Origin of the sequence: Shewanella litoralis, from assembly GCF_009828585.1 — a bacterium.
GTDB lineage: Bacteria > Pseudomonadota > Gammaproteobacteria > Enterobacterales > Shewanellaceae > Shewanella > Shewanella litoralis.
In genome coordinates this window covers 1-20,510 of sequence record NZ_WSRZ01000019.1, presented here as the reverse complement: position 1 = coordinate 20,510, position 20,510 = coordinate 1, and the positions used below count along the sequence as shown (strand labels likewise).

At 43.8% G+C, this 20,510-nt stretch carries 14 protein-coding genes; 4 read left to right on the top strand and 10 right to left on the bottom strand.

Annotation, left to right across the window (positions count from 1 at the left end; translation table 11 throughout):
• The first annotated feature begins 20 nt into the window (after positions 1 to 20).
• Complete coding sequence (gene arcA, locus GQA99_RS14850; protein WP_160054968.1) at positions 21 to 737, top strand: two-component system response regulator ArcA; 717 nt, start codon at positions 21 to 23, stop codon at positions 735 to 737.
• A 76-nt stretch (positions 738 to 813) separates the two neighbouring features.
• Here arcA and GQA99_RS14845 read toward each other — a convergent pair whose 3' ends face one another.
• Positions 814 to 3,108, bottom strand: a complete 2,295-nt coding sequence (locus GQA99_RS14845; protein ID WP_170293549.1) for a S9 family peptidase — start codon at positions 3,106 to 3,108, stop codon at positions 814 to 816.
• Between the two features lie 171 nt (positions 3,109 to 3,279).
• On the opposite strand from GQA99_RS14845, the gene GQA99_RS14840 reads away from it, so the two are divergent.
• Positions 3,280 to 4,272: a class 1 fructose-bisphosphatase gene (locus tag GQA99_RS14840; protein WP_160054965.1), complete on the top strand. Its 993-nt coding sequence runs from the start codon at positions 3,280 to 3,282 to the stop codon at positions 4,270 to 4,272.
• A gap of 294 nt (positions 4,273 to 4,566) precedes the next feature.
• Complete coding sequence (locus GQA99_RS14835) at positions 4,567 to 5,754, top strand: tetratricopeptide repeat protein (protein ID WP_160054962.1); 1,188 nt, start codon at positions 4,567 to 4,569, stop codon at positions 5,752 to 5,754.
• A 332-nt stretch (positions 5,755 to 6,086) separates the two neighbouring features.
• Here the strand turns inward: GQA99_RS14835 and GQA99_RS14830 are convergent, their stop codons facing one another.
• The 9 genes from GQA99_RS14830 to GQA99_RS14790 all read right to left on the bottom strand — a co-directional run bounded on the left by GQA99_RS14830 (position 6,087) and on the right by GQA99_RS14790 (position 19,662).
• Entirely contained in the window at positions 6,087 to 7,346 is a 1,260-nt protein-coding gene (locus GQA99_RS14830) for a dicarboxylate/amino acid:cation symporter (protein WP_160054959.1), read from the bottom strand.
• Positions 7,347 to 7,710: 364 nt separating this feature from the next.
• The gene (locus GQA99_RS14825; RefSeq protein WP_160054956.1) at positions 7,711 to 8,667 is read right to left on the bottom strand and encodes a DUF7281 domain-containing protein; all 957 of its coding nucleotides are present in this window, start codon (positions 8,665 to 8,667) and stop codon (positions 7,711 to 7,713) included.
• Positions 8,655 to 9,875, bottom strand: coding sequence for a phosphoenolpyruvate carboxylase (locus GQA99_RS14820; protein ID WP_160054953.1), 1,221 nt, complete (start codon positions 9,873 to 9,875; stop codon positions 8,655 to 8,657). Before GQA99_RS14820 ends, GQA99_RS14825 begins: the two co-directional genes overlap by 13 nt.
• Positions 9,872 to 10,525 (bottom strand): condensin complex protein MksE, encoded by a 654-nt coding sequence (locus GQA99_RS14815; protein ID WP_160054951.1) that lies wholly within the window; start codon positions 10,523 to 10,525, stop codon positions 9,872 to 9,874. The genes GQA99_RS14820 and GQA99_RS14815 overlap by 4 nt, the downstream gene beginning before the upstream one ends.
• A complete protein-coding gene (locus GQA99_RS14810) occupies positions 10,525 to 14,208 on the bottom strand; it encodes an ATP-binding protein (RefSeq protein WP_160054949.1) in 3,684 nt (1,227 codons plus the stop codon). The genes GQA99_RS14815 and GQA99_RS14810 overlap by 1 nt, the downstream gene beginning before the upstream one ends.
• Before the next feature lie 280 nt (positions 14,209 to 14,488).
• Entirely contained in the window at positions 14,489 to 16,048 is a 1,560-nt protein-coding gene (locus GQA99_RS14805; RefSeq protein ID WP_229785920.1) for a methyl-accepting chemotaxis protein, read from the bottom strand.
• 414 nt (positions 16,049 to 16,462) lie between these two features.
• Positions 16,463 to 18,028 (bottom strand): alkyl hydroperoxide reductase subunit F, encoded by a 1,566-nt coding sequence (gene ahpF, locus GQA99_RS14800; RefSeq protein WP_160054944.1) that lies wholly within the window; start codon positions 18,026 to 18,028, stop codon positions 16,463 to 16,465.
• Between the two features lie 110 nt (positions 18,029 to 18,138).
• Complete coding sequence (gene ahpC / locus GQA99_RS14795; protein WP_160054942.1) at positions 18,139 to 18,708, bottom strand: alkyl hydroperoxide reductase subunit C; 570 nt, start codon at positions 18,706 to 18,708, stop codon at positions 18,139 to 18,141.
• A gap of 210 nt (positions 18,709 to 18,918) precedes the next feature.
• A complete protein-coding gene (locus tag GQA99_RS14790; protein ID WP_160054940.1) occupies positions 18,919 to 19,662 on the bottom strand; it encodes a spermidine synthase in 744 nt (247 codons plus the stop codon).
• Positions 19,663 to 19,810: 148 nt separating this feature from the next.
• Between GQA99_RS14790 and GQA99_RS14785 the strand changes: the two genes are divergently transcribed.
• Positions 19,811 to 20,350 (top strand): mechanosensitive ion channel domain-containing protein, encoded by a 540-nt coding sequence (locus tag GQA99_RS14785; protein ID WP_160054937.1) that lies wholly within the window; start codon positions 19,811 to 19,813, stop codon positions 20,348 to 20,350.
• Positions 20,351 to 20,510 lie beyond the last annotated feature (160 nt).

The following is a 20,510-nucleotide window of genomic DNA, read 5'->3' as shown; positions in this document are numbered from 1 at the left end:
TATAAAATTAGGTAAATATCATGCAAAACCCGCACATTCTGATTGTTGAAGACGAAGCAGTAACCCGTAATACATTACGCAGTATTTTTGAAGCCGAAGGCTATGTCGTGACAGAAGCTAACGACGGCGCAGAAATGCACAAAGCCATGCAAGATAATAAAATTAACCTAGTGGTTATGGATATTAACTTGCCAGGCAAAAACGGGTTATTACTTGCTCGCGAATTACGTGAAATAAATAACATTGGTCTTATTTTCTTAACCGGCCGTGATAACGAAGTAGATAAAATTCTTGGTCTTGAAATCGGCGCAGATGACTACATCACCAAGCCTTTCAACCCACATGAATTAACGATTCGTGCTCGTAACCTATTAACTCGCGTTAATAGTGCAGCTGCAGAAACTGAAGAAAAAGGTTCTGTTGAATACTACCGTTTCAACGGCTGGAGCTTAGAAATTAACAGCCGTTCTTTAGTGAACCCACAAGGTGAGTCTTATAAGCTACCACGCAGCGAATTCCGTGCGATGCTTCACTTTGTTGAAAACCCAGGTAAGATTTTAACTCGTGCTGATTTACTATTAAAAATGACAGGCCGTGAGTTAAAGCCGCATGACCGTACTGTTGACGTGACAATCCGTCGCATTCGTAAGCATTTTGAAAGCTTAGCTGATACGCCAGAAATCATCGCGACTATCCACGGTGAAGGCTATCGTTTTTGTGGTGACTTAGAAGACTAATCTTGTAGGTTATCCAATAAAAAACCAGGTGATTAACCTGGTTTTTTTATGTCCGCTTATAGCGATTAGTTTATGATTATTTCAATTGTTGGTCTAAAAATGCAGCCAACGATTTGTATAAGTGATTACGCACTTTCTCGCCGCGCATTGAATGCTTAGACCCTGGGTAATCCATCATCTGGAATAATTTACCTTCATCTTGCAATGCTTTATAAACGCGCGTGCTGTTTTCAAACAACACATTATCATCCGCCATACCGTGGTACATCAACAGGCCAGACTGGTAATTGCTAACATAAGGCAAAATACTGCTGGCATCATAACCTTGTTTATTGGTTTCAGGATCCCCCATATAACGCTCGGTATAATGGGTATCGTATAAACGCCAATCGGTTACAGGAGCCCCTGAAATAGCCGCTTTAAAATAATCTGGCGCCTTAAATTGGCTCATTAATGCCATATAGCCGCCGTAACTGTGACCATAAATTGCCACGTTGTCGCCATCAATAAATGGCAGGCTGCGTAAGTAATCCACACCCACTTTTTGATCGTTTACCTCGGCATCTCCCATATTTTGATAAATCACATACTCAAACTCAGTACCACGATGAGCCGAGCCACGGTTATCTAATTGGAATACGGCATAACCTTGCTGCAATAAGTACTGAGTAAAATAATCCGCCTCGCTCCAGCTGTTCACCACTAGTTGGGCGTGTGGGCCGCCATAAACACGCACCACCACAGGATATTTTTTATTAGCATCAAACGGCACAGGTTTAAATAAACGGTACATTAATGGCTGACCATCTTCCGCTTTTAATTGGCCAAACTCAGGCATTTGCCATAGCCCAGCCACATCATATAACGGGTGTTTGCTATTGATTTCGTTTTGTTCAACCCAGGCTAAACGGTTGCCACTGTCATTGTGTAAGCTGATCTGTGGCGGCTGCTGTAGGCTACTAAAATAATCTAAATACACTGGGCTTTTATCAGCAAAAACCGCAGCATGCATTCCTGCACGTTGGCTAATTCGCTCGATTGAGTCGGCACCTTTGTTTAAATTAACCCGATATAAATGACGTTCAACCACACTGTCTTTACGGCCACTAAAATACACCCAGCCGCTGGCTTCATCGACAAATTCAAGCGCATCAACCGTCCACTCACCCTGGGTTAATTGTTTGAGCTGCTTTCCTTGTAAATCAAACAAATACAAGTGATTAAACCCGTCACGCTCAGAGCCCCAAATAAAGGCAGACTGCTGCTTTAAAAAATGCAGGTCATTATTGAGGTTTATCCAGGCTTGGCTGCGCTCTTCAATCACAGTGTTAGCTTGCTCTGGTTGGCTTACAGCTGCAATGCGTAGGTCTAATGCTTGTTGATCACGACTTTGCCACTGAAAAGACACATGCTTGCTGTCGGGTAGCCATTCAACACGCGGTAAATACATGTCTTTTTGCTTGCCCAAATCAATCCAGTTGACACTCTTATCTTGCAAACTCACGACACCAAGGGCGATTTCAACATTGGCTTTACCGGCATAAGGATAACGTTGCTCGGTTAATTTAATGCCTTCTGCATAAATCTCATTTCGTGTCACCAGCTCAACACCTGATTCATCAATGCGAGTAAAAGCAATAGCTGACTCATCCGGCGCCCACCAATAGCCCGTCATGCGATCCATTTCTTCCTGGGCGACAAACTCAGCCATGGCATTTTTGATCGGCCCTTTACCGTCGGTTGTCAACGCGATTACTTGTTGTGACGCTAACGACAACACATAAAGGTTTTGATCGCGCACAAACGACACATAGCGGCCTTTAGGCGACAAACGCGCGTCCGTTGCAAAGCCTTCACCCGTGTTAAGCTCAGTGACTTTATTGCTAGCCACATCATATAAATACAATTGTCCTGCGGCAGGAATTAAAATACTTTGGCTGTTTTCGGACCAAAAGTATTCCATGATCCCTTCACCGTAAATTCGCTGGCGTTCACGGCGGGCTTTTTCTTCGTCAGACAACTCACCACTGGCAAGCAGATCTGCATTAATCAATACACTGCGCTCCCCCGTGGCGATGTTCATTTGCCACAAATCATAAAAATGTTGGTTATCGGCGCGGCTCGATAAATAGGTCACCCGTTTGCCGTCTGGTGATAATGCCAGCCCGCGCGGGCTTGAGCCTGCTAATGCGGGAGAGGCATGAATACGCTCAATAGTGAGTGGCGTTTTATTGCCATTTATTGCACTTAACGGTGCGGTAGTAAGTGAGGTCATGGCACTGCCTTGGTCTGCTGCAAAAATCTGGCTAGTAAAGAGAAACGGTACGGCAGTCATTGCCGCTAAAGCATGCTGCTTCCATGTTGTTGTCATTATTATTAATCCTAGGGCAATCAATCAGTCAACATTTTGCCTGAAATTACTGTAAAACCAAAACCTCAGATAACAATCGCTGAAATTAGCCTCATTGTGGGGTATGATTTGCTCATAAGAATTAAATTTAAAACATAGACCTTAACCTCGCAAAATCTCATAGGAAAAATAATGCAGACTTTGGCCCAAACCCTCAGCGCTCAAGCGGTAAATGCATCTTTAACGCAATTGCTATTTACCTTAGCGGAAACCTCAATCGCCATTAGCGGTGCCGTTCGTCACGGCGCATTAGCGGGTGTATTAGGCGCAACAGAGCAAGAAAACGTTCAAGGTGAAACCCAGAAAAAACTGGATGTCATCACTAACGACATGCTTAAAGACGCTTTAAAGGCTGACGCAACAGTGCGTGGCATCGCCTCTGAAGAAGAAGATTATGTTGTAGAGGCCAATGCACAGGGTGAATACCTAGTGAGTTTTGATCCTTTAGATGGCTCATCTAATATCGACATTAACTCGTTAGTGGGTACGATCTTTTCTGTATTACCTGCACCTGCTGGCGAATTTAACGAGCAAAGCTTTTTACAAGCTGGGCGTAAACAAGTTGCTGCAGGTTACGTGCTTTATGGCCCATCAACTATGATGGCATTAACCACAGGCAAAGGTACACAGTTTTATACCCTAGACCCAGACAGCCAAACCTTTTTACTGACCAACGACAATGTGCAAATCACCCCAGACACGGCTGAATTTGCCATTAACATGTCTAACCAGCGCTTTTGGGAAGCGCCAATGCAAACCTACATTGCCGACTTGCTACTGGGTAAAATTGGCCCGCGTGAGCAGTCTTTTAACATGCGTTGGATTGCCGCTATGGTGGGTGATGTGCATCGTGTTTTGTGTCGCGGCGGTATTTTTACCTACCCAACAGACAATAAAAACCCGGCTAAACCTTTTAAATTGCGCCTAATGTATGAAGCCAATCCAATGGCATTGCTTGTCGAGCAAGCTGGCGGTAAAGCCTCAACAGGTTACGAGACTATTTTGGATATTCAACCGACTGAAATCCACCAGCGCGTAGCCGTGATTTTAGGTAGCGCGAATGAAGTTGATACCTGCTTAAGCTATCACGATATTGATTATAGCGAAGAGCCATCGATTGACTAAACTTAATCAGTTCTCTAAAAACCGCCTTTTGGCGGTTTTTTATTTTTACGCTGGACTTAATACCATTCCGCATTAATGAATACGTCCAGCGTTTTTTGATTAAGGCGTCGCTATATAGAATAATGGTTGTTCCCTTTCAAATAGCGAGAACGCAGAGCAAAAGCGGCTGGGTCATTCCCTTCAACACAAATACTCCTAAGCCATAGCAACACAAAAGATAAAAACAGGTTTTCTTTACAATAACTTAATTAACCACTAAGTTAATTCATTCGATATTGATAAAGGACTATCGCAATGCCACAGGCACCGACCTCACATACATATAAATACCTTACAGGCGTTATTATTTTGCTGCTGATTGGTATTGGTGCGTATGTTTACTTGTCCAATATAAAACCCAAACCTCTGGCATCTGGCGCGGTATTGGTTCTTCCGGTCAAAATTGTCACTCCAAAATCAACCACAGATGTCGAGACTCAATGGAACGCCTATGCCGCCATGGATGTGCTTATTCACCAGCTAACACTGGGTGTAAGCTACCCTTTATTGCAAACTGAGGATGTTATTAATATCACTTCGCGGCTCGCTCAAACCGATACCGTTACCCCTTCAGACATTAACAAAATCATGGCGATATCGGGTGCGGTATTAGTCATAGAGTCCAGTGTGAGTTTTATCAACAACCAGTATCAGCTCAGTTATACGTTACACAGCCAAAGTCAAAATGACAGCACCAGTATTAGCGCTGACAGCATCAATCAAGCATTGGCGTCAGCAGCGAAAGCCATCACTCAGCAGCTAAATCCGGAAAGCAAATCGTCAGTTAACCACTATCACTCTCGGTTACATTCGGCTCAGTTAGTGCAGGCCATAACATTGAGTCGGCAAGGTGATTTACTCGGCGCCGAACGACTTTTAAATGAGGTTATCCAAACCGCACCTAATAACCTGCTTGCTAGCCGCTTATTAGGTAATATTCAATTACAACAGCAACAATTTGAGCAGCTTAATAAGACATTAACAACAGCGATTGATATCGCAGAGCGCCAGGGTGAACAACGAGAATTAGCTCAGTTAAGATTATTGTTAGCCCAAAGCTATACCGAAACTAACAAAATTGAACAAGCTTTAGGTGTACTCAATATCGCAAAAGGCAATGCAGCCAAAGTAAAAGATTGGCTAACATTAGGTTATATTTCTCAACTGGCAGGCGTTATCAATCAACGGATAGGGCGCAATAACGACGCTAGAGAGCAGTTCAAAAAAGCCATTGAGTATCATCAAATGATGGGGTACCCCATTGGTCAAAATCAGGCGTTAAACGATTTAGCCGAACTTGAGGTCGTCGAATTTAACTACCCGCTGGCTTACCGATTAATTAATCGATCATATGAATTAGTCGCCCATCGTGGTCTAGACGACTTGGAAAATACCACATTCAAAATTATGTCTAATATCGAAAACAAAATGCAGCACAGATAATGCTTCTAATCGTCATAACAAAAACGACCTGCAATGCAGGTCGTTTATACCCAAACAACCTGAAGATACTCGATTTCAGCAAGAATTTACACGCGTTTAGGCAAGGCATTGATTGCGGGTAATGGTTATTCCCTTTCCAAAATCAATAACGCAGCATAAACGCGTGTAAAACTTGCCCTTTGGGAGTTTCACCGAGCTTCCAATACGTTGTTACGTTAACTTATAAGGTACCTACATTACCGCATTAACGCGCCTAGTATTGAAAACACGGTGAAGCTCTGAAACACGGATCTTCAAGTTGATTGGGTATAAGTGTCACTCACTCGCTAAACTTATTCTTTCGCTGCCACTAAGCTATCTTGACTCACTTGATGCTTCTTTTCTGTCTGGTCAACAATAGTCAGTACCGCGGTGTCACCCACGACGTTACAAGATGTCAGCACCATATCAATAATCCGGTCAAGTGCTGCCACAATCACAAACGCTTCTACCGGTAAGCCCATTTGATAAATCAATACCCCAATCATTACCATGCCACCACCCGGTACACCACCCGCGCCAACTGAAAGCAAAAACACGCTAAATAATAGCGACGGGATTTGGTCATTGCTAATTGGCATACCAAACGCATTGGCGACGAAGAAAATGGCGATAGTAATATAAATTGATACCCCGCCCATGTTCATGGTTGCCCCTAACGGTACACCAAATCCCGCCACGGCCTGACTTACGCCAAGTTTGTCGGTTAAGGTGCGCATCGTTACCGGAATGGTGGCATTAGAGCTGGCAGTTGAAAGCGAAAACAGGATTTGCTCCTGGGTTTTATCGCGGAAGGTTTTCGCCGACACTGGCGTAAACACGCTAACAGCAATAGGGTATACAATGAAAATCCAGATCAGTAATAGCGCTAAAATCAGTACTAGGTATTCAACCACACTGACAAAAATTTCAGGTTCTAAGGTAGCGCCTAGTTTAAACATCAAGGCGAATACACCGTATGGCGCAAGGCTCATTACCAATCCAATTAAGCGCATCATTATTTTATTGGCAGTTTGAAAGCCTTTTACTGCGCCTTCTACCGATGTGCCCATTGATTTAATGACGCCGCCCATCAATAGTGCCATAAAAATCACTTGCAACATGTTGCCAGACGTAAACGCTGAAAACGGATTGTTAGGCACAATGCTTACAATAAGTGACATTAAATCAGGCAGTTCTGTGGCAGTAATATCGACCGAGCCAGAGCTCGACATATCAACGCCCTTGCCAGGCTCAAATATCATTGCCACTGTAAATGCCGCAAGAATGGCGACAACGGTATTAATAATGTAAAAGCCAAAGGTTTTGCCACCTAAGCGACCAAAGCTTTTTAAATCTTGTAACTCACACACGCCGCAGACAATACTCACAAACACTAAAGGTACAACTAACATCATGATCATATTAACGAACATGGTGCCGATACCACTTGCCAATGTAACAAGTGTCCCGCCAAAAAAGGCGTTGTCGGCGAGTGCAAATTGCACAATACTGCCGAGTAGCACGCCAAAAAATAGACCAATAAAGATCCGTGCTGAAAGTGATTTTGTCATGTACTAATTTCCCATTCGAAATGGCAACATCTGTTGCTGATTATTGTTATACCAATCCTGGTGCTTATTCTTTTCGAGCGCTGAAATACTGAGACATCGCGCAATATATTTCAATCACCTTATCAATAAAAGTGACCACTTAATGAGCGCTTAACTACTTTTAAATATAAAAGACAACAATAACAATCAATTACATAATAAATAATGAGTTGCTAATGGTATAACCAGTGAAGGTACAAGAAAGAAAACCGTATCGAATCATCATTGTGAACATATTTCGTACAATGCCAATAAGCACCGGTACAAAATCATTGAGCATTTTTATCGATAGGAGATTAAGACATTAGATACTAGACATTAGATATTATGAATGGATTTTTAGTAAGCTCAGCGGCAATGACTTTGCCAACATATGCTGTTGTTTTATGCTGACATGGTTACGGCTCAACCACTGGATTAATGATACCCATTGAGGTGTGAATACCACTGAAGCAACAGTAGCTTGCGACAAAATATTGTTTAAATAAGCCGATTGTTTATGCTGCTTATCAAAATCACTGGCGGAGTTAATTTGGCTGATAGCGAGCAGTTTATCGGGCGCCTCAAGCACCCATTGCGGCACTATCATGCTGTGACAATGTTCAAGCGTATTGGCAATCATCAACCCTGCGGGATCAAGGTCGGTAAAGGCGGACACATCTAAGTTAAGTGCGGCGATCAAATGTAAAAAATGCTTACGCCCTGCAGGGGAATAATCGTGGCTGCCACGATACAACACCATGCAATTGTCGATGATTGGCTGTAGCTCGGGCGTGAATGAATAAGCAAATAGATTATCAAAACTGTCGAGATTTTCGACCACAATGAGCTGGGTAATCTTAAGTTGCTGACACAGTGCAACTGCGGCGTCGACCTTTAAGCGCAATGAGCTACCTAATACAGTCAACATCTCGACGACAGAGTCTACTGCGGATGTAGAGAACAGAGATTGCACGATTTTAGGCGCAAGTTTTATTAACACATAATCGGTATCTGGACTGATATTAGCGTATTTTTCATTAGCACTGAGCTGCGACATTTGCTGTCGCGGCACGTCAAAATCGAGTGCGAGAATATCTAAGCCCGAGTCAACCAGCGCCATTTTGCGCAGTAAAGCATAATCTTTATGGGTTAAATACAGGTATTTTTCGGCACCATCGGGCTCGCCGATTAGCCATAGCTGATAAAGTTTTTTCCAGCTTGCATTTAAAGGTACGCGCGGCAAAAGTTGCTTTGCCGCACGAGCCATTAACTGTAATTGACTCTGGCCTAGGCTAGCCATAACTCAACATCATGAATGATAAAATTACCGTTATACACAGGATCGGGTTTACCAATCGGTTCTAATTCAAAGTAATTTTTATGCTCATCGGCCAAACCTTCATAACCCCCAATCACTTGGTAAAGCCAACTTTCAGCATCCCAGGTTAATTGCTTTTCGGTTAAATAACTCAATGCCGATTGGCGTAACCCTGAATCGATCACCTCGCAGAAATATTCATCCACGGCAATTTTGAGTGGATTTTCTGGGATATCAAAGTCTTCACTGTCGCCCATTTCAAAGGTGACATTTTGCTCGCGTGCAATGTGCGGTAATGCATCACGGCTAATGGCTTTCACTTGCGCGACTAAACTCATTAACTCCAGCTCATGATGTGGATTACTTACATCGACACTGGCTGGTGCTAATAGAGCTTGGGCACAGTTAAATAAATTCGGAATCGCTTTATGGCCAACATGGTTATCGACTTGATAATCTGGGTGCATGTCGGTGTGCAGCAACCAGCCTTTGAGCAACCGAGTACGCCCTTGGATTTGTCTAAAACGACCGAGTAATTCATACAATCTGCCCTGAACAATACTCAACTCTTGAGTACACTGGCTTAGGGTTTCTTGCAAACTGGTCATTAATAAACGGCGCAGCTCGCGGATGTCACCGGCAATTTCACCCAGTTCACTAAACTGGAACATCTCAAGACCATTGAGCAAGTCTGACACCTGGCTTTGCGCCAGTTCGTTTTCACGAATTTTGGCACTAATCGTCCCGACATAACCAAACTCGTTATTAATCCGCCCCCACAACACCCTAATTGAATAACGTAAGCTGTCGGTAAAGCTGTAAACGTGTTCGTTTAAGTCGGCTAAATAGGCTTCGGCAGCGCTGTAATCAACATTATGACGCGCTTCTTTGTAATGATCAGCCAGGGTTTTAATGGTGGCTAAAGACGAGCCGACATTTGAGTCAATTTGGCGGTTACGCTCATCGCTTAAGGCTTCTTCAAGCAATGCCCGCACCGAACGCTTTAAACGCAGTTCTTGATCAGGTTCTGGGCGCCACAAAATGCCGCTTTTTTTGAGTTTTTCAATCACGCCAGCATCATGGGCTGTGTCGTTTATCGATCCCGCTAAATATGCATCCATGATCACATCGGCATGCCGCCCGAGTTGTTTGAGCAGCTTTACCCCGGCCTGGTGTAAGTTGCTGCTCATATTAACTCCCTTTGAGTCGCGGTTTCAGCTTGCGCCTCAAGGCTTAGGCCTTCGGTTTCGTCAATAAAGCGGATCACTTCGTACAAGTAATCAAGCTTGCCGGTGGCAATGTAAATCTGTTTCTCGCTGTTGGGTTTAGTTAAATAACCCAGTTCGACCAAGCGCTTAAACACCAACTTAATTTGGCCGTCGACATTGCTGCTGCTTGAGCCAAATAAGCGATACTGGCTAAGTTTGGTTAGCTGCTCTCTAAAGGCAGGCGTGTCTTCTATGCGTGCTTGTAAGTCAGTTAAGCGTATCGGTGCTCCTTCGCTTAATGGCGCATCTTGGCCGCTAGCCTCTTGCACTAACACCAACCATTCCACCAGCGGGATCAACGCTGAACAAATGTCTTTAAACTGCGATGAAATCACTTTGCGCTCTGCATCGCCGAGCTGTAAATAACCACAAAAGAACACTTCACCTTCGCCAGCGCTGGCCAGGGTACGGTTAATTTGATTTAAGTACGTTTCTATCCGCTCGCGGGTGCTGTTGTTTTTTAGCGCACGCCAGCCATCTTCGTTAGTCACTCGGCAAATAAACTCGCCACGCAATAACTGTTCAATTAACGCACTGGTTCCCACTAAGGTTGTTTCATTTGAGTCAGACATTAACTGTGCTCCTTAGCAGTTTCAGTATTTCGTTGTGATAATCGCTCTGCTAGCGGGTTAGTTTTAGGTTTAACCACCTGCAGTTTTTTGGTTTGTTTGTTAATAATGTAGCGGTTAGCAAATAAGTTAAGCACTTCAGATTCTGGATTTGGGAACGCCCCTAACACGCTAATGTTATTGTTTTCACAAGCGTCAAATATCTTCTTCACGTTGGTGTGATGTAAGGTGCCAAGCTCATCAATAGGCCAATGAATGGTCACATGGGCTTTACCGCGCAATAAACGGGTAAATGCCAACAAGAACTTACATAAAATCAGGTATGCCATACCGTGGCTAGACGATTCGTTTAACTGGCGGTCGGTGCGGATAATCAAATCACTATTGCCCTCTTTCAAGCGCAATTCAATTTCCAATAATTTGGCAATGCCACCAGTTAATGCGGCGCGGCCAATAATGTCTAACGCGCGGCGCATTGAGTTAGTGTAGTGCTCGTCTGGAAGCTGACTAAAGCCGTCGGCTTTCCAGGCTTTAAAGGCTTTTACAAACACTTCAAGCTCAGGCCAAAACTCGAGTTCACTGATACGTGAGCGAATCCGTACTGCCGATTCAGAAACGCCATCGAGGAACAACTCTTCATCCACTTCACGAGTAATGCGGGCACTTTGGCTGGCAATGCGGCGGTCAATATCAGTTAATACGTCGTAAAATGCGGTTAAGTCGATACCAAAAATACGCCCTTGTTCTCGAATCGCCATTAACGATTGCGGCACCATTACATTAAGTAACTGCTCAAGCTGTGGCACTAATTTACGGTAGTCGAGTAGGCGAATGCCCTTGTCATTAACAAAACTAGACTCGTCACGCGCGCGCTCCCAGAACTCGGCCAAACTTGAGCCCGATTTGCTGGCAATCACAGAGTCGAAGTGTTCAACATATTGCTTCACCGAACCCATTAAATAGTCACGCTTTAGCAATAAGTCTTCGCCCTGGCGCAGGCGCTCGCCAATGCTGCCGATGGCTTCATCGCTATTGGGCGGTAATTTAAGTTCGGCCAATTTACGCATCACCGCACGCAGTTTAGTCAGGTTTTCAGACGCTTCAACTTGAGCTGCATCACAGGCTTTACGTTCGGTTTCTAAGCTGGTGCGGCGTTGTTTAATTTCCGCGGTTTTAGCCGTTAATTGTTGCTCAAGCTCGAGCGCGGCACGTTTCACATCAGCGAGCTGTGCTTGCAGCTTTGGCTTACGCACTAACCAGGTATGTTGGTACCAATCGTCATAACGTAACACGTCGCTACGGCGTTGTTCTGCCTGACTTATTTGCGCTTCAAGCTCACGAATTTGCTTTTTAAGCGCTAAAATAGTGCCTTCATCGACACCGCGAGATTTCAGCTCATTTTTGTACCAGGTTTCACAGGCTTTTTGCTCTGTTTTGGCATTAGTGCGGCGCTGCTCAATATTGGCTTTAATTTGCCCTAACTGATTGTCGATAGCACCCACGACTTCTTGCCAGTAAGCATTTTTGTCCATACGTGCTTCAAGCGCCTGATCTTTTTGCTCGGCTAGCCATTCAAGATGTTGGTTATGCAACTGCTTTAACTCATTATCAAGTTGTACCAAACGCTTGCCCGATTCGGTTTTGCGATCGGCGACGGCTTGATTGATCTTTTGTTGCTCGCTACGCTTTTCATCAAACAAGCGGCGTAAATCTTCACGGCTATTTTTATAGGCAGTGCGGGCGAAGGTTAATTCACGGGTAATGGCATCCAGTGCGCTGTTCATCACCACCAGCTGATCTTCTGCTTCGGCATGCATTTCTTGCGCGCTTTGCAGTGCTTCTTCAGCTTTAGCAAAACGGATACGCAAATCTTGCTCTGTTGCGGCGTATTCAGGCACATCAATGGCATTAAGATCTAAATGGACACCAAATAAACTGTCGCTACTGTCTTTGGTTAAGCTTGGGTGTAAATCACTGCGATGCAGCAGCTCTGGGGCGATCACTTTACCAAATGATTGCTCCCAACCTTGGGCTTCTTTGCGCAAAAACTCCAACAGCGTATGCGACTGTGGGAACAGCATATGATGCAATTCTTCTTTGGCATTTTCGCGCTCGCTCACCCTAATGCTGGCAATGCGCAGCGCTTCGTTGGCCTGATCACGTTTGGCTCGCTGCTTACGCTCCTCGGTAGTTAAACGCTCAACCTTGGCATTACAGGTTTCTTGCTCTTCGTCGGCGAGGCTGATGCGTTCATCAAATATAGCCAAACGCATTTTTTCATCTTCGGTGTACGTCACGCCATCCACTTGATGCTTAAGCTCAGCGGCTTGCAATTTAAGTTGATACTCGTGCTCACTAAATTTGGCTTTACCGGCGTCAGTTTGCTCACGCCATTGTTGCTCAAGTTTGCCTAAATCGTCATTGGCCAGCTCACGCTGTTTATCACGCGCTTCACGTTGAGTGTCTTGTTCGGTGTGTAACGACTCAAGCTCACGGTGAAGTTGCTCGGCAATTTTACTACGGCGCGCATTAAAAGCCGCTTCAATGTCTTGGTGTTTTTCCGTTTGCAGTTTGTGACGCTCATTAAGATTTTCAACGTCGCTACGCCAATTAGGCAGATTGTCTAAATCGGCTTTAGCCTGCTCAATATCGGCATCTAAAAAAGCGGCATGCTGATCTTCAATCGCATCTAGCTCATATTCAAATTTGCCGACATCGCCTTTTGCAGCCGACAACTCCTGATTGAGCTCATCGCGGACATCTTTCCACTCATCGTCGAGTAAACGCAGTTTAAGATTGAGCTCTTTGCCTAAGGTTTGATTGCGGTCTTGACGCTCGGCTTCAAGCGTTTCATCGTCACGGTAGCCGCGCGATAAACTGGCTAAACGTAATTCGGCACTTAATAGTTGATTAAACTCTTGTTCAAGCTTGTCGTATTCGGGGCGAATTTGCTCAAAACCTTGTACGAGCTGGCTTTCACGGATCCAGGTTTCCACCCGCTGTGGATTAAGGCGTGAAGTGGGCGGGTTTACCCCATCTTCTTCTAATATGGCGGCGATCATTGATTTGACCGTTTCCATTTTGCCTTCTTTTGAATGCACGGCTTTGGCTAGCTTTTCAATATGACGCAAGCTGTGTTCGCCATCGCATAGGGAGAATTGACGCGCATAAGTGCGTAACTCGTTTCGGTTACTGCCCGTATTGAGTAAACTGCGATCGTTTTGAATAATAGCGCGAAACTCGCGAGTATTGAGTAAGTTAGTGTGCGCGATGCCTTCGCGTTTAACTTCACGGCCAAGCTCGGCCATAGAATGGCAAATGATGGTATCGCCATTGCGAGATTTTATGTAATCCTCAAGCTCAAAACCACGTGCAATAAAGCGGTAATTCACCCCTTTACCGTCGCCAGCTGACGCTAATACTGCTTGATACAGTAAGCCGTCATCTTTTTGGTATTCATAAATAATGTAGCTAGAATCGTGCGGCAAGTACCAACGCTCAAAACTGTCACGAGTTGACGGCACTACGCGACTTGGGTATTCACCATAAAACACTGGCACCAGGCGCTGTAAGGTTGTTTTACCTGAGGCATTGGTACCACAAATATTAGTATGGCCCTTTAATAACAATTCGACCACACCTGGCAGGTGAGTATTAATTAATACGATTCTAATCAAGCTTGGCATGATAATCCTTTTCCAAACAGCTCACATTACAGTGAAAATAAGCAGAATAACGCTGAATAACTAGCATCAATTTTTTGAATCTGATTAAAGTAAATCAAACATCGTCTTGAGGCAATTTTTGCCGTGATAATACGCTATTTAAGGAAAAAGTGACGCTTAGATTAGCGCAATTACACGCAATTGCTGTGATAGTGCTCAATTAGAGACTTGCATAACACAAATAAAAACGCAGAGCGTTAGCTCTGCGTTTTTATTGCTGATGATTAATTGAAAACTGAATTTATAACTTAAACTGAGAAGTCGCGTTATTAAGCTCGTTAGCAAAACCGTCTAAGCCTAGAGAAATCCCCTGTACTTCCGCCAAGATCCCTAAGGTTTGCTCGAATGAAGCATTCATTTCGACCACATTGTTTGCCACTTGCGCGGCCACAAGGGACTGCTGCTCTGTTGCTGAGGCTATGTGGGTGTTCATACTATTGATACTAACAATTTTCGATTGAATAGAGCTCAGAGCCTCGCCTGTGTCTTTAGCAAAACGTTCGTTTTCAGATGACTTAGCAATAGCACCACCCATAGTGCTTACAGAAGACTCAGCCGCAACTTTGAGTTTGTCTAACACGCTGCGAATTTCTTTGGTTGCATCAGCCGTCTTAGATGCCAGCGCGCGCACCTCATCAGCAACAACCGCAAAACCTCTTCCCTGCTCGCCTGCACGAGCTGCCTCAATGGCAGCATTTAACGCTAGTAAGTTAGTTTGCTCAGCAATTGAGGTAATCACATTTAAAATTGAACCGACACTCTCGGTATCTTTGGCTAACTCATTGATGGATTTAGAAGCCAGTTCAATTCCAGAGTTGAGCTCTTGAGAAATTCTCACGGTGCGTTGTACAACGGCCAAACCTTCTGTTGCCTCTTGTTCTGCAACTTGAGCGGCTTCTGCTGCTTGCTGCGCGCTGTGGGAAATATCATTGACTGAATGGCGCATTTCTTCCATCGACATATGAACCGTTTTAGCATCTTGGCTTTGTTTTTTAGTCGCCTTCGTCGCGACGGTCATGCGCTCTTTTAGCGATGAGGCACTGTCTAACAGTGGGCTGGTGACATTAACAACACGTTCAATAGACTCGGCAAGTAAACGTAAAAAACGGTTAAAATTACTCGACACTTGACCCAGTTCATCGGTACCCGCAACGGTTAATTGATGGCGTAAATTACCTTTACCGTCGGCGAGTTCACCTAATGATTTAGCCACATCACCTGCTGAGCCGCTGATGGCTTTTGCAATTGAAATCGTCGCTATGGCCATGAGCACCAGCAAAGCCAGACCAATACTTAAGGTAAGGTATAAACTGTGCTCTGAGCGATCGCTAGCTTCTTTAATGGTCAAACTAAACTCATCGACTTTATCAGCTTTATAGGCCGTGATGCCCTTGGTTAAGCCTTCAAACACTTTGGCTTTTTTCTGGCTAATTTGGCCCACATCGGACATATCGATAGTGCCATCGAGCATGCCTTTGGCTAAAGACAGGGTCATATTGTTGTATTCATTTAACTGCTGAGATAACTGCCCTAACATGACTGACTCTTGCGGATCGGTAGCGGACAAATTAGTCAGGTTGCCTTTAAGTGATGTAAAGGTTTTGTTGGCGTTTTCGAGTAGGTCTTCATCCGCAAAAGATACCGCCTGCGTGTATAGCTCATCTAAACGTTGTACATAGATTACGTTTTGATTTGCTAGTTCTACTCGCTGTGCGACTTTGGTTTCCATAAACGATAAGGTGTCGCGGTTTTTGTTAATCGCAACAATACTGATTGCTAGGTTGACAGCAAAAATAATCACTGACAAAACAAATATCAGCCCTACCTTTTTAAAAATTGATATGTTACTAAACCAACCCATATTCCGCCCCCAAAGCGTTTTTCATATATGAAAATTAGACTAAATGTTGCCGATAAATAACGCCTATAGCGCTATTGCGAAGAGTGTCACCGGGTTCAATCCCTGAAAAATATCGTGCACATTGGACAATATGCAACGGTGATGCAATTAATTACCACTTCAAAATCAGACTTGTAACTCAATATCGGCCTCGTTTGAATATACTTGAAGTTTATCTAATGTTGTTAGTCTTTTTGCTTGTTTTTTATCCTAAGCATCGATTGGGTATAATACCTATAAGACAGTTACCTATGATACAAACAAAAAAAAGCCAGCTAAGCTGACTCTTTTTATGCAGTAAAGGTAATGTATTGATTATGCAGCTTTTACATCAGTTTCTTCTGAGTGTCTGATTAAGTAATCAAACGCCCCTAGAGATGCGGTTGCGCCGCTGCCCATGGCAATAATAATTTGCTTGTATGGTGTGTGGGTCACATCACCGGCAGCAAACACGCCAGGAATAGATGTTTGACCGCGCTCATCGACAATGATCTCGCCGCGAGGTGTCATATCAACTACACCTTTTAACCACTCAGTGTTTGGTACTAAACCAATTTGCACAAAGATACCGGCTAAGATGACTTCTTTACTTTCGCCGCTAGCACGGTCGGTATAAACCAGGCTGCTAACACGAGTACCGTCGCCTTTTACTTCTGTGGTTTGCGCTTGAGTAATAATCGTAATATTACCCATTGATTTAGCTTTACGTTGCAGTACTTCATCTGCACGTAACTTGCTGTCAAACTCAAGCACGGTAACATGCTCAACAATATTAGCTAGGTCAATTGCGGCTTCAATACCTGAGTTACCACCACCAATAACAGCAACACGTTTACCTTTAAATAACGGGCCGTCACAATGTGGACAATATGCCACGCCTTTACCACGATATTCTTTTTCACCAGGCACGTTCATTTCTCTCCAACGTGCACCAGTGGCCAATAATACGGTTTTACTGCTTAAGGTTGCGCCGCTTTCTAGCGTCACATCAAATAGGCCGTTTTTAGCGAGGCTTAATGCGCGTTGGTTAGCCATAATATCGACTTCATAATCTTTAACGTGTGCTTCTAAGTTAGCAACCAGTTTTGGGCCTTCTGTTTTAGACACAGAGATAAAGTTTTCAATCCCGACGGTTTCAGCCACCTGGCCGCCAAATTTATCGGCAACAATACCTGTGTTTAAGCCCTTACGAGCAGAGTAAATTGCTGCTGCTGCACCTGCTGGGCCACCACCGACAACCAACATATCAAATGCTGATTTTTTATTTAATTGCTCGGCTTGTCTGCCGGCGGCATTTTTGTCTAACTTATTCAGTACTTCAACAACGCTAATAGCACCCACAGAGAAGGCTTCGCCGTTTAAAAATACTGAAGGCACTGACATGATATTACGCTCGGTCACTTCTTCTTGGAAAAGCGCACCGTCGATCATCACGTTAGTAATATTTGGGTTAATTGCTGCCATCATGTTTAATGCTTGAATTACTTCAGGGCAGGTTTGGCAGCTTAATGACACATAGGTTTCAAAATGAAACTCACCCGGTAATTGGCGGATTTGTTCAATGATTTGCGCATCCAATTTAATTGGGTGTCCGCCGCTGTGTAAAAGTGCAAGTACCAGAGAGGTGAACTCGTGCCCCATTGGTAAACCAGCAAACGTAATGTTGGTGCCATTTTGTGGGTTAATGACACTCATGCTTGGTGTACGTTTACCGTCTTGATATGTCACTGAGACTAGCTCAGATGAATCGACAATATCTTGCGCTAAACTGGTTAATTCTTTTGCTTTGCTTGAGTCATCTGCTGATACGACAAGTTCAACTGGGCGCTTGAGGTTTTGCAGATAGGTTTTCAGTTGATTTTTTACATTCGCATCTAACATAACAACTCCTAAAAATGGGAAAATTCGAAAAAAGTGGAGAGTGTTAGTCGGCGCCGGGGGAGCACCGACCAACTGGAGATGATATTTCTAACCTAAGGGTGAGCTCAGTGTTAGATTTTGCCTACTAGGTCAATTGAAGGTGCAAGTGTTGCTTCACCTGGTTGCCATTTAGCTGGACATACTTCACCGTCGTGTGATGCAACATATTGTGCTGCTTGGATTTTACGAACAAGTTCTGATGCGCTACGGCCAATACCTAGGTCGTGAATTTCAGCTACTTTAACTTGGCCTTCTGGATTGATAACAAAAGTACCACGTAGTGCTAGGCCGTCTTCTTCAATCATTACACCGAAGTTACGAGTGATTGCGCCAGTTGGGTCACCAATCATTGGGTAAGTAATTTTACCGATGGTGTCTGAACTTGCATGCCAAGCTTTGTGAGTGAAGTGAGTGTCAGTTGATACTGAGTAAACTTCTACGCCCATTGCTTGTAGCTTTTCGTAATTGTCAGCCATGTCACCTAGTTCAGTAGGACATACAAAAGTGAAGTCAGCTGGGTAGAAAAACACAACAGACCATTTGCCTAACAAGTCTTGTTCGGTAACTTCTACAAATGCACCGTTGTGAAATGCTGTTGCTTTGAATGGCTTGATAGTGCTGTTGATGATAGATTGTGTCATGTCATGCTCCATTAGATTAAGATTTACGTTAACCCGACAACCTTATGGTGTCGGAGATGATGAGCAAGCTGCTCGTCATCTGATGTGAATCATAATAGCGATGGATGGCAATTAAGTATAACGGATAAAAACTATCACCTTAATCGGTTTTTTATATTGAACTTTTTATTAATCGATAACTCCGCATACTGCGTTTTCTGCCATGTCAGACTACTCCCATACCCCAAAGCGAGTTAATACCCGGCTAATATTGGTATCAAGCTTTTGCGATAAGTTTTGTAATGCTTGTTTATTGTTAGCCTGGCCAAAAGTGTTGCTGCCATTAGTAGCGTACACGACCCAGTTACCGCCGCCAGTTAAGCAGGCATAAACATGAGTAAAGTGGCTATAAAGCGTATCGCGTAATTGAAGATCTCGGCTGTGCTCTTTCCAGCAATTAAGCACTAAAAAGCCATCAGCTTTTAATAGTTGCTTAGTTTTACCAATAAATACATCGGTTAACTGCTGCTTATCTACACCTTTATTACTGTAAATATCGGCAAAAATCACATCGACTTTTTTATGTTCGCCTTGCGCTAAAAAGAGATTAGCGTCTTGATGAATTAACGTGAGCTTTTTACTCAGTGGTAACTGAAAAAAGCGTTTCGCCACATCAATGACTCTTTCACGTAACTCGACAGCGGTTATTTTAATGGCGGCATCAACATGGCGGAGCGAATGCACTAAAGCACCGCCACCTAAACCTAAAATAATCACACTTTTTGGCTGAGTAAATAATAATACCGACAACATTGCTTGAACATAAGTGTGCTGTGGAACATGAGGCTGCGCTTTGTCGAGTTTACTTTGCTCGTCATTGTCGCCAAACGACAGCACTCGATAATCACCATCATCAAGCACACAAAAATCACCAACACTATCACTGTCGACATGCAATACTTTATACTCAGACATTCTTCACTCTGCGGGGGGAGGCTTTATATGCAGCCAACAACAAAACCGTATTGTACCCCAACTATGAGGACTAAGTCCGAGACCATTGCGGTTTTTAATGCCTAACGGCATGATTTAGATTGTTAGATTAATCAAACAGGAAACCACCATGTTTAACCAGTTGTTGATGTGTATTGTATATCTGGCAGTATTCTTTTTTGCCCAACGCCAGGTAAGCAAGTGGATCAGGCTACAAGCCGATAAAAAACAAGTCAATGAAGTACGAAGTCGTTTAGTGACTCGGCTGATTTCTTATTTTATGTTTTTCGTCACGGTGTCATTTATGACGGTATCGCTAGGATTAGGGTATCAAGACGTGTCGTTGTTTGTATCATCGGCTTTTGCGGTATTAGGTGTGGCACTTTTTGCACAATGGTCGATCCTGAGCAATATTACTGCCGGTGTATTGATATTTTTTGTCTTTCCGTACCGTATTGGCGATCGCATTCGAATTGTTGAAAAAGATGAAGACATGTCTGGGGTGATTGTTGAAATATCACTGTTTCACATTCTGATTAAACGCGAGTCGGGTGATGTGATGACTTACCCAAATAGTTTGTTACTGCAAAAAGGTGTGGTAAAACTCGCGAATGAATCATCTGTGAAAAAAGCACCTCCGGTAAGACGGGTAATCCCAAAGCGTAAATAGCCATCGCAGTAAATGAAAAACGGCGCTAATGCGCCTCAGATTAATGACAAACCCCCACTTTTTTTTAAAGTGGGGGTTTTCTTTTATAGGTTTATTCGCATTTCAGGACTTTTATTTAAAAACACATCTTGAGCCACATTGTTGATTATCGACGTCCAAC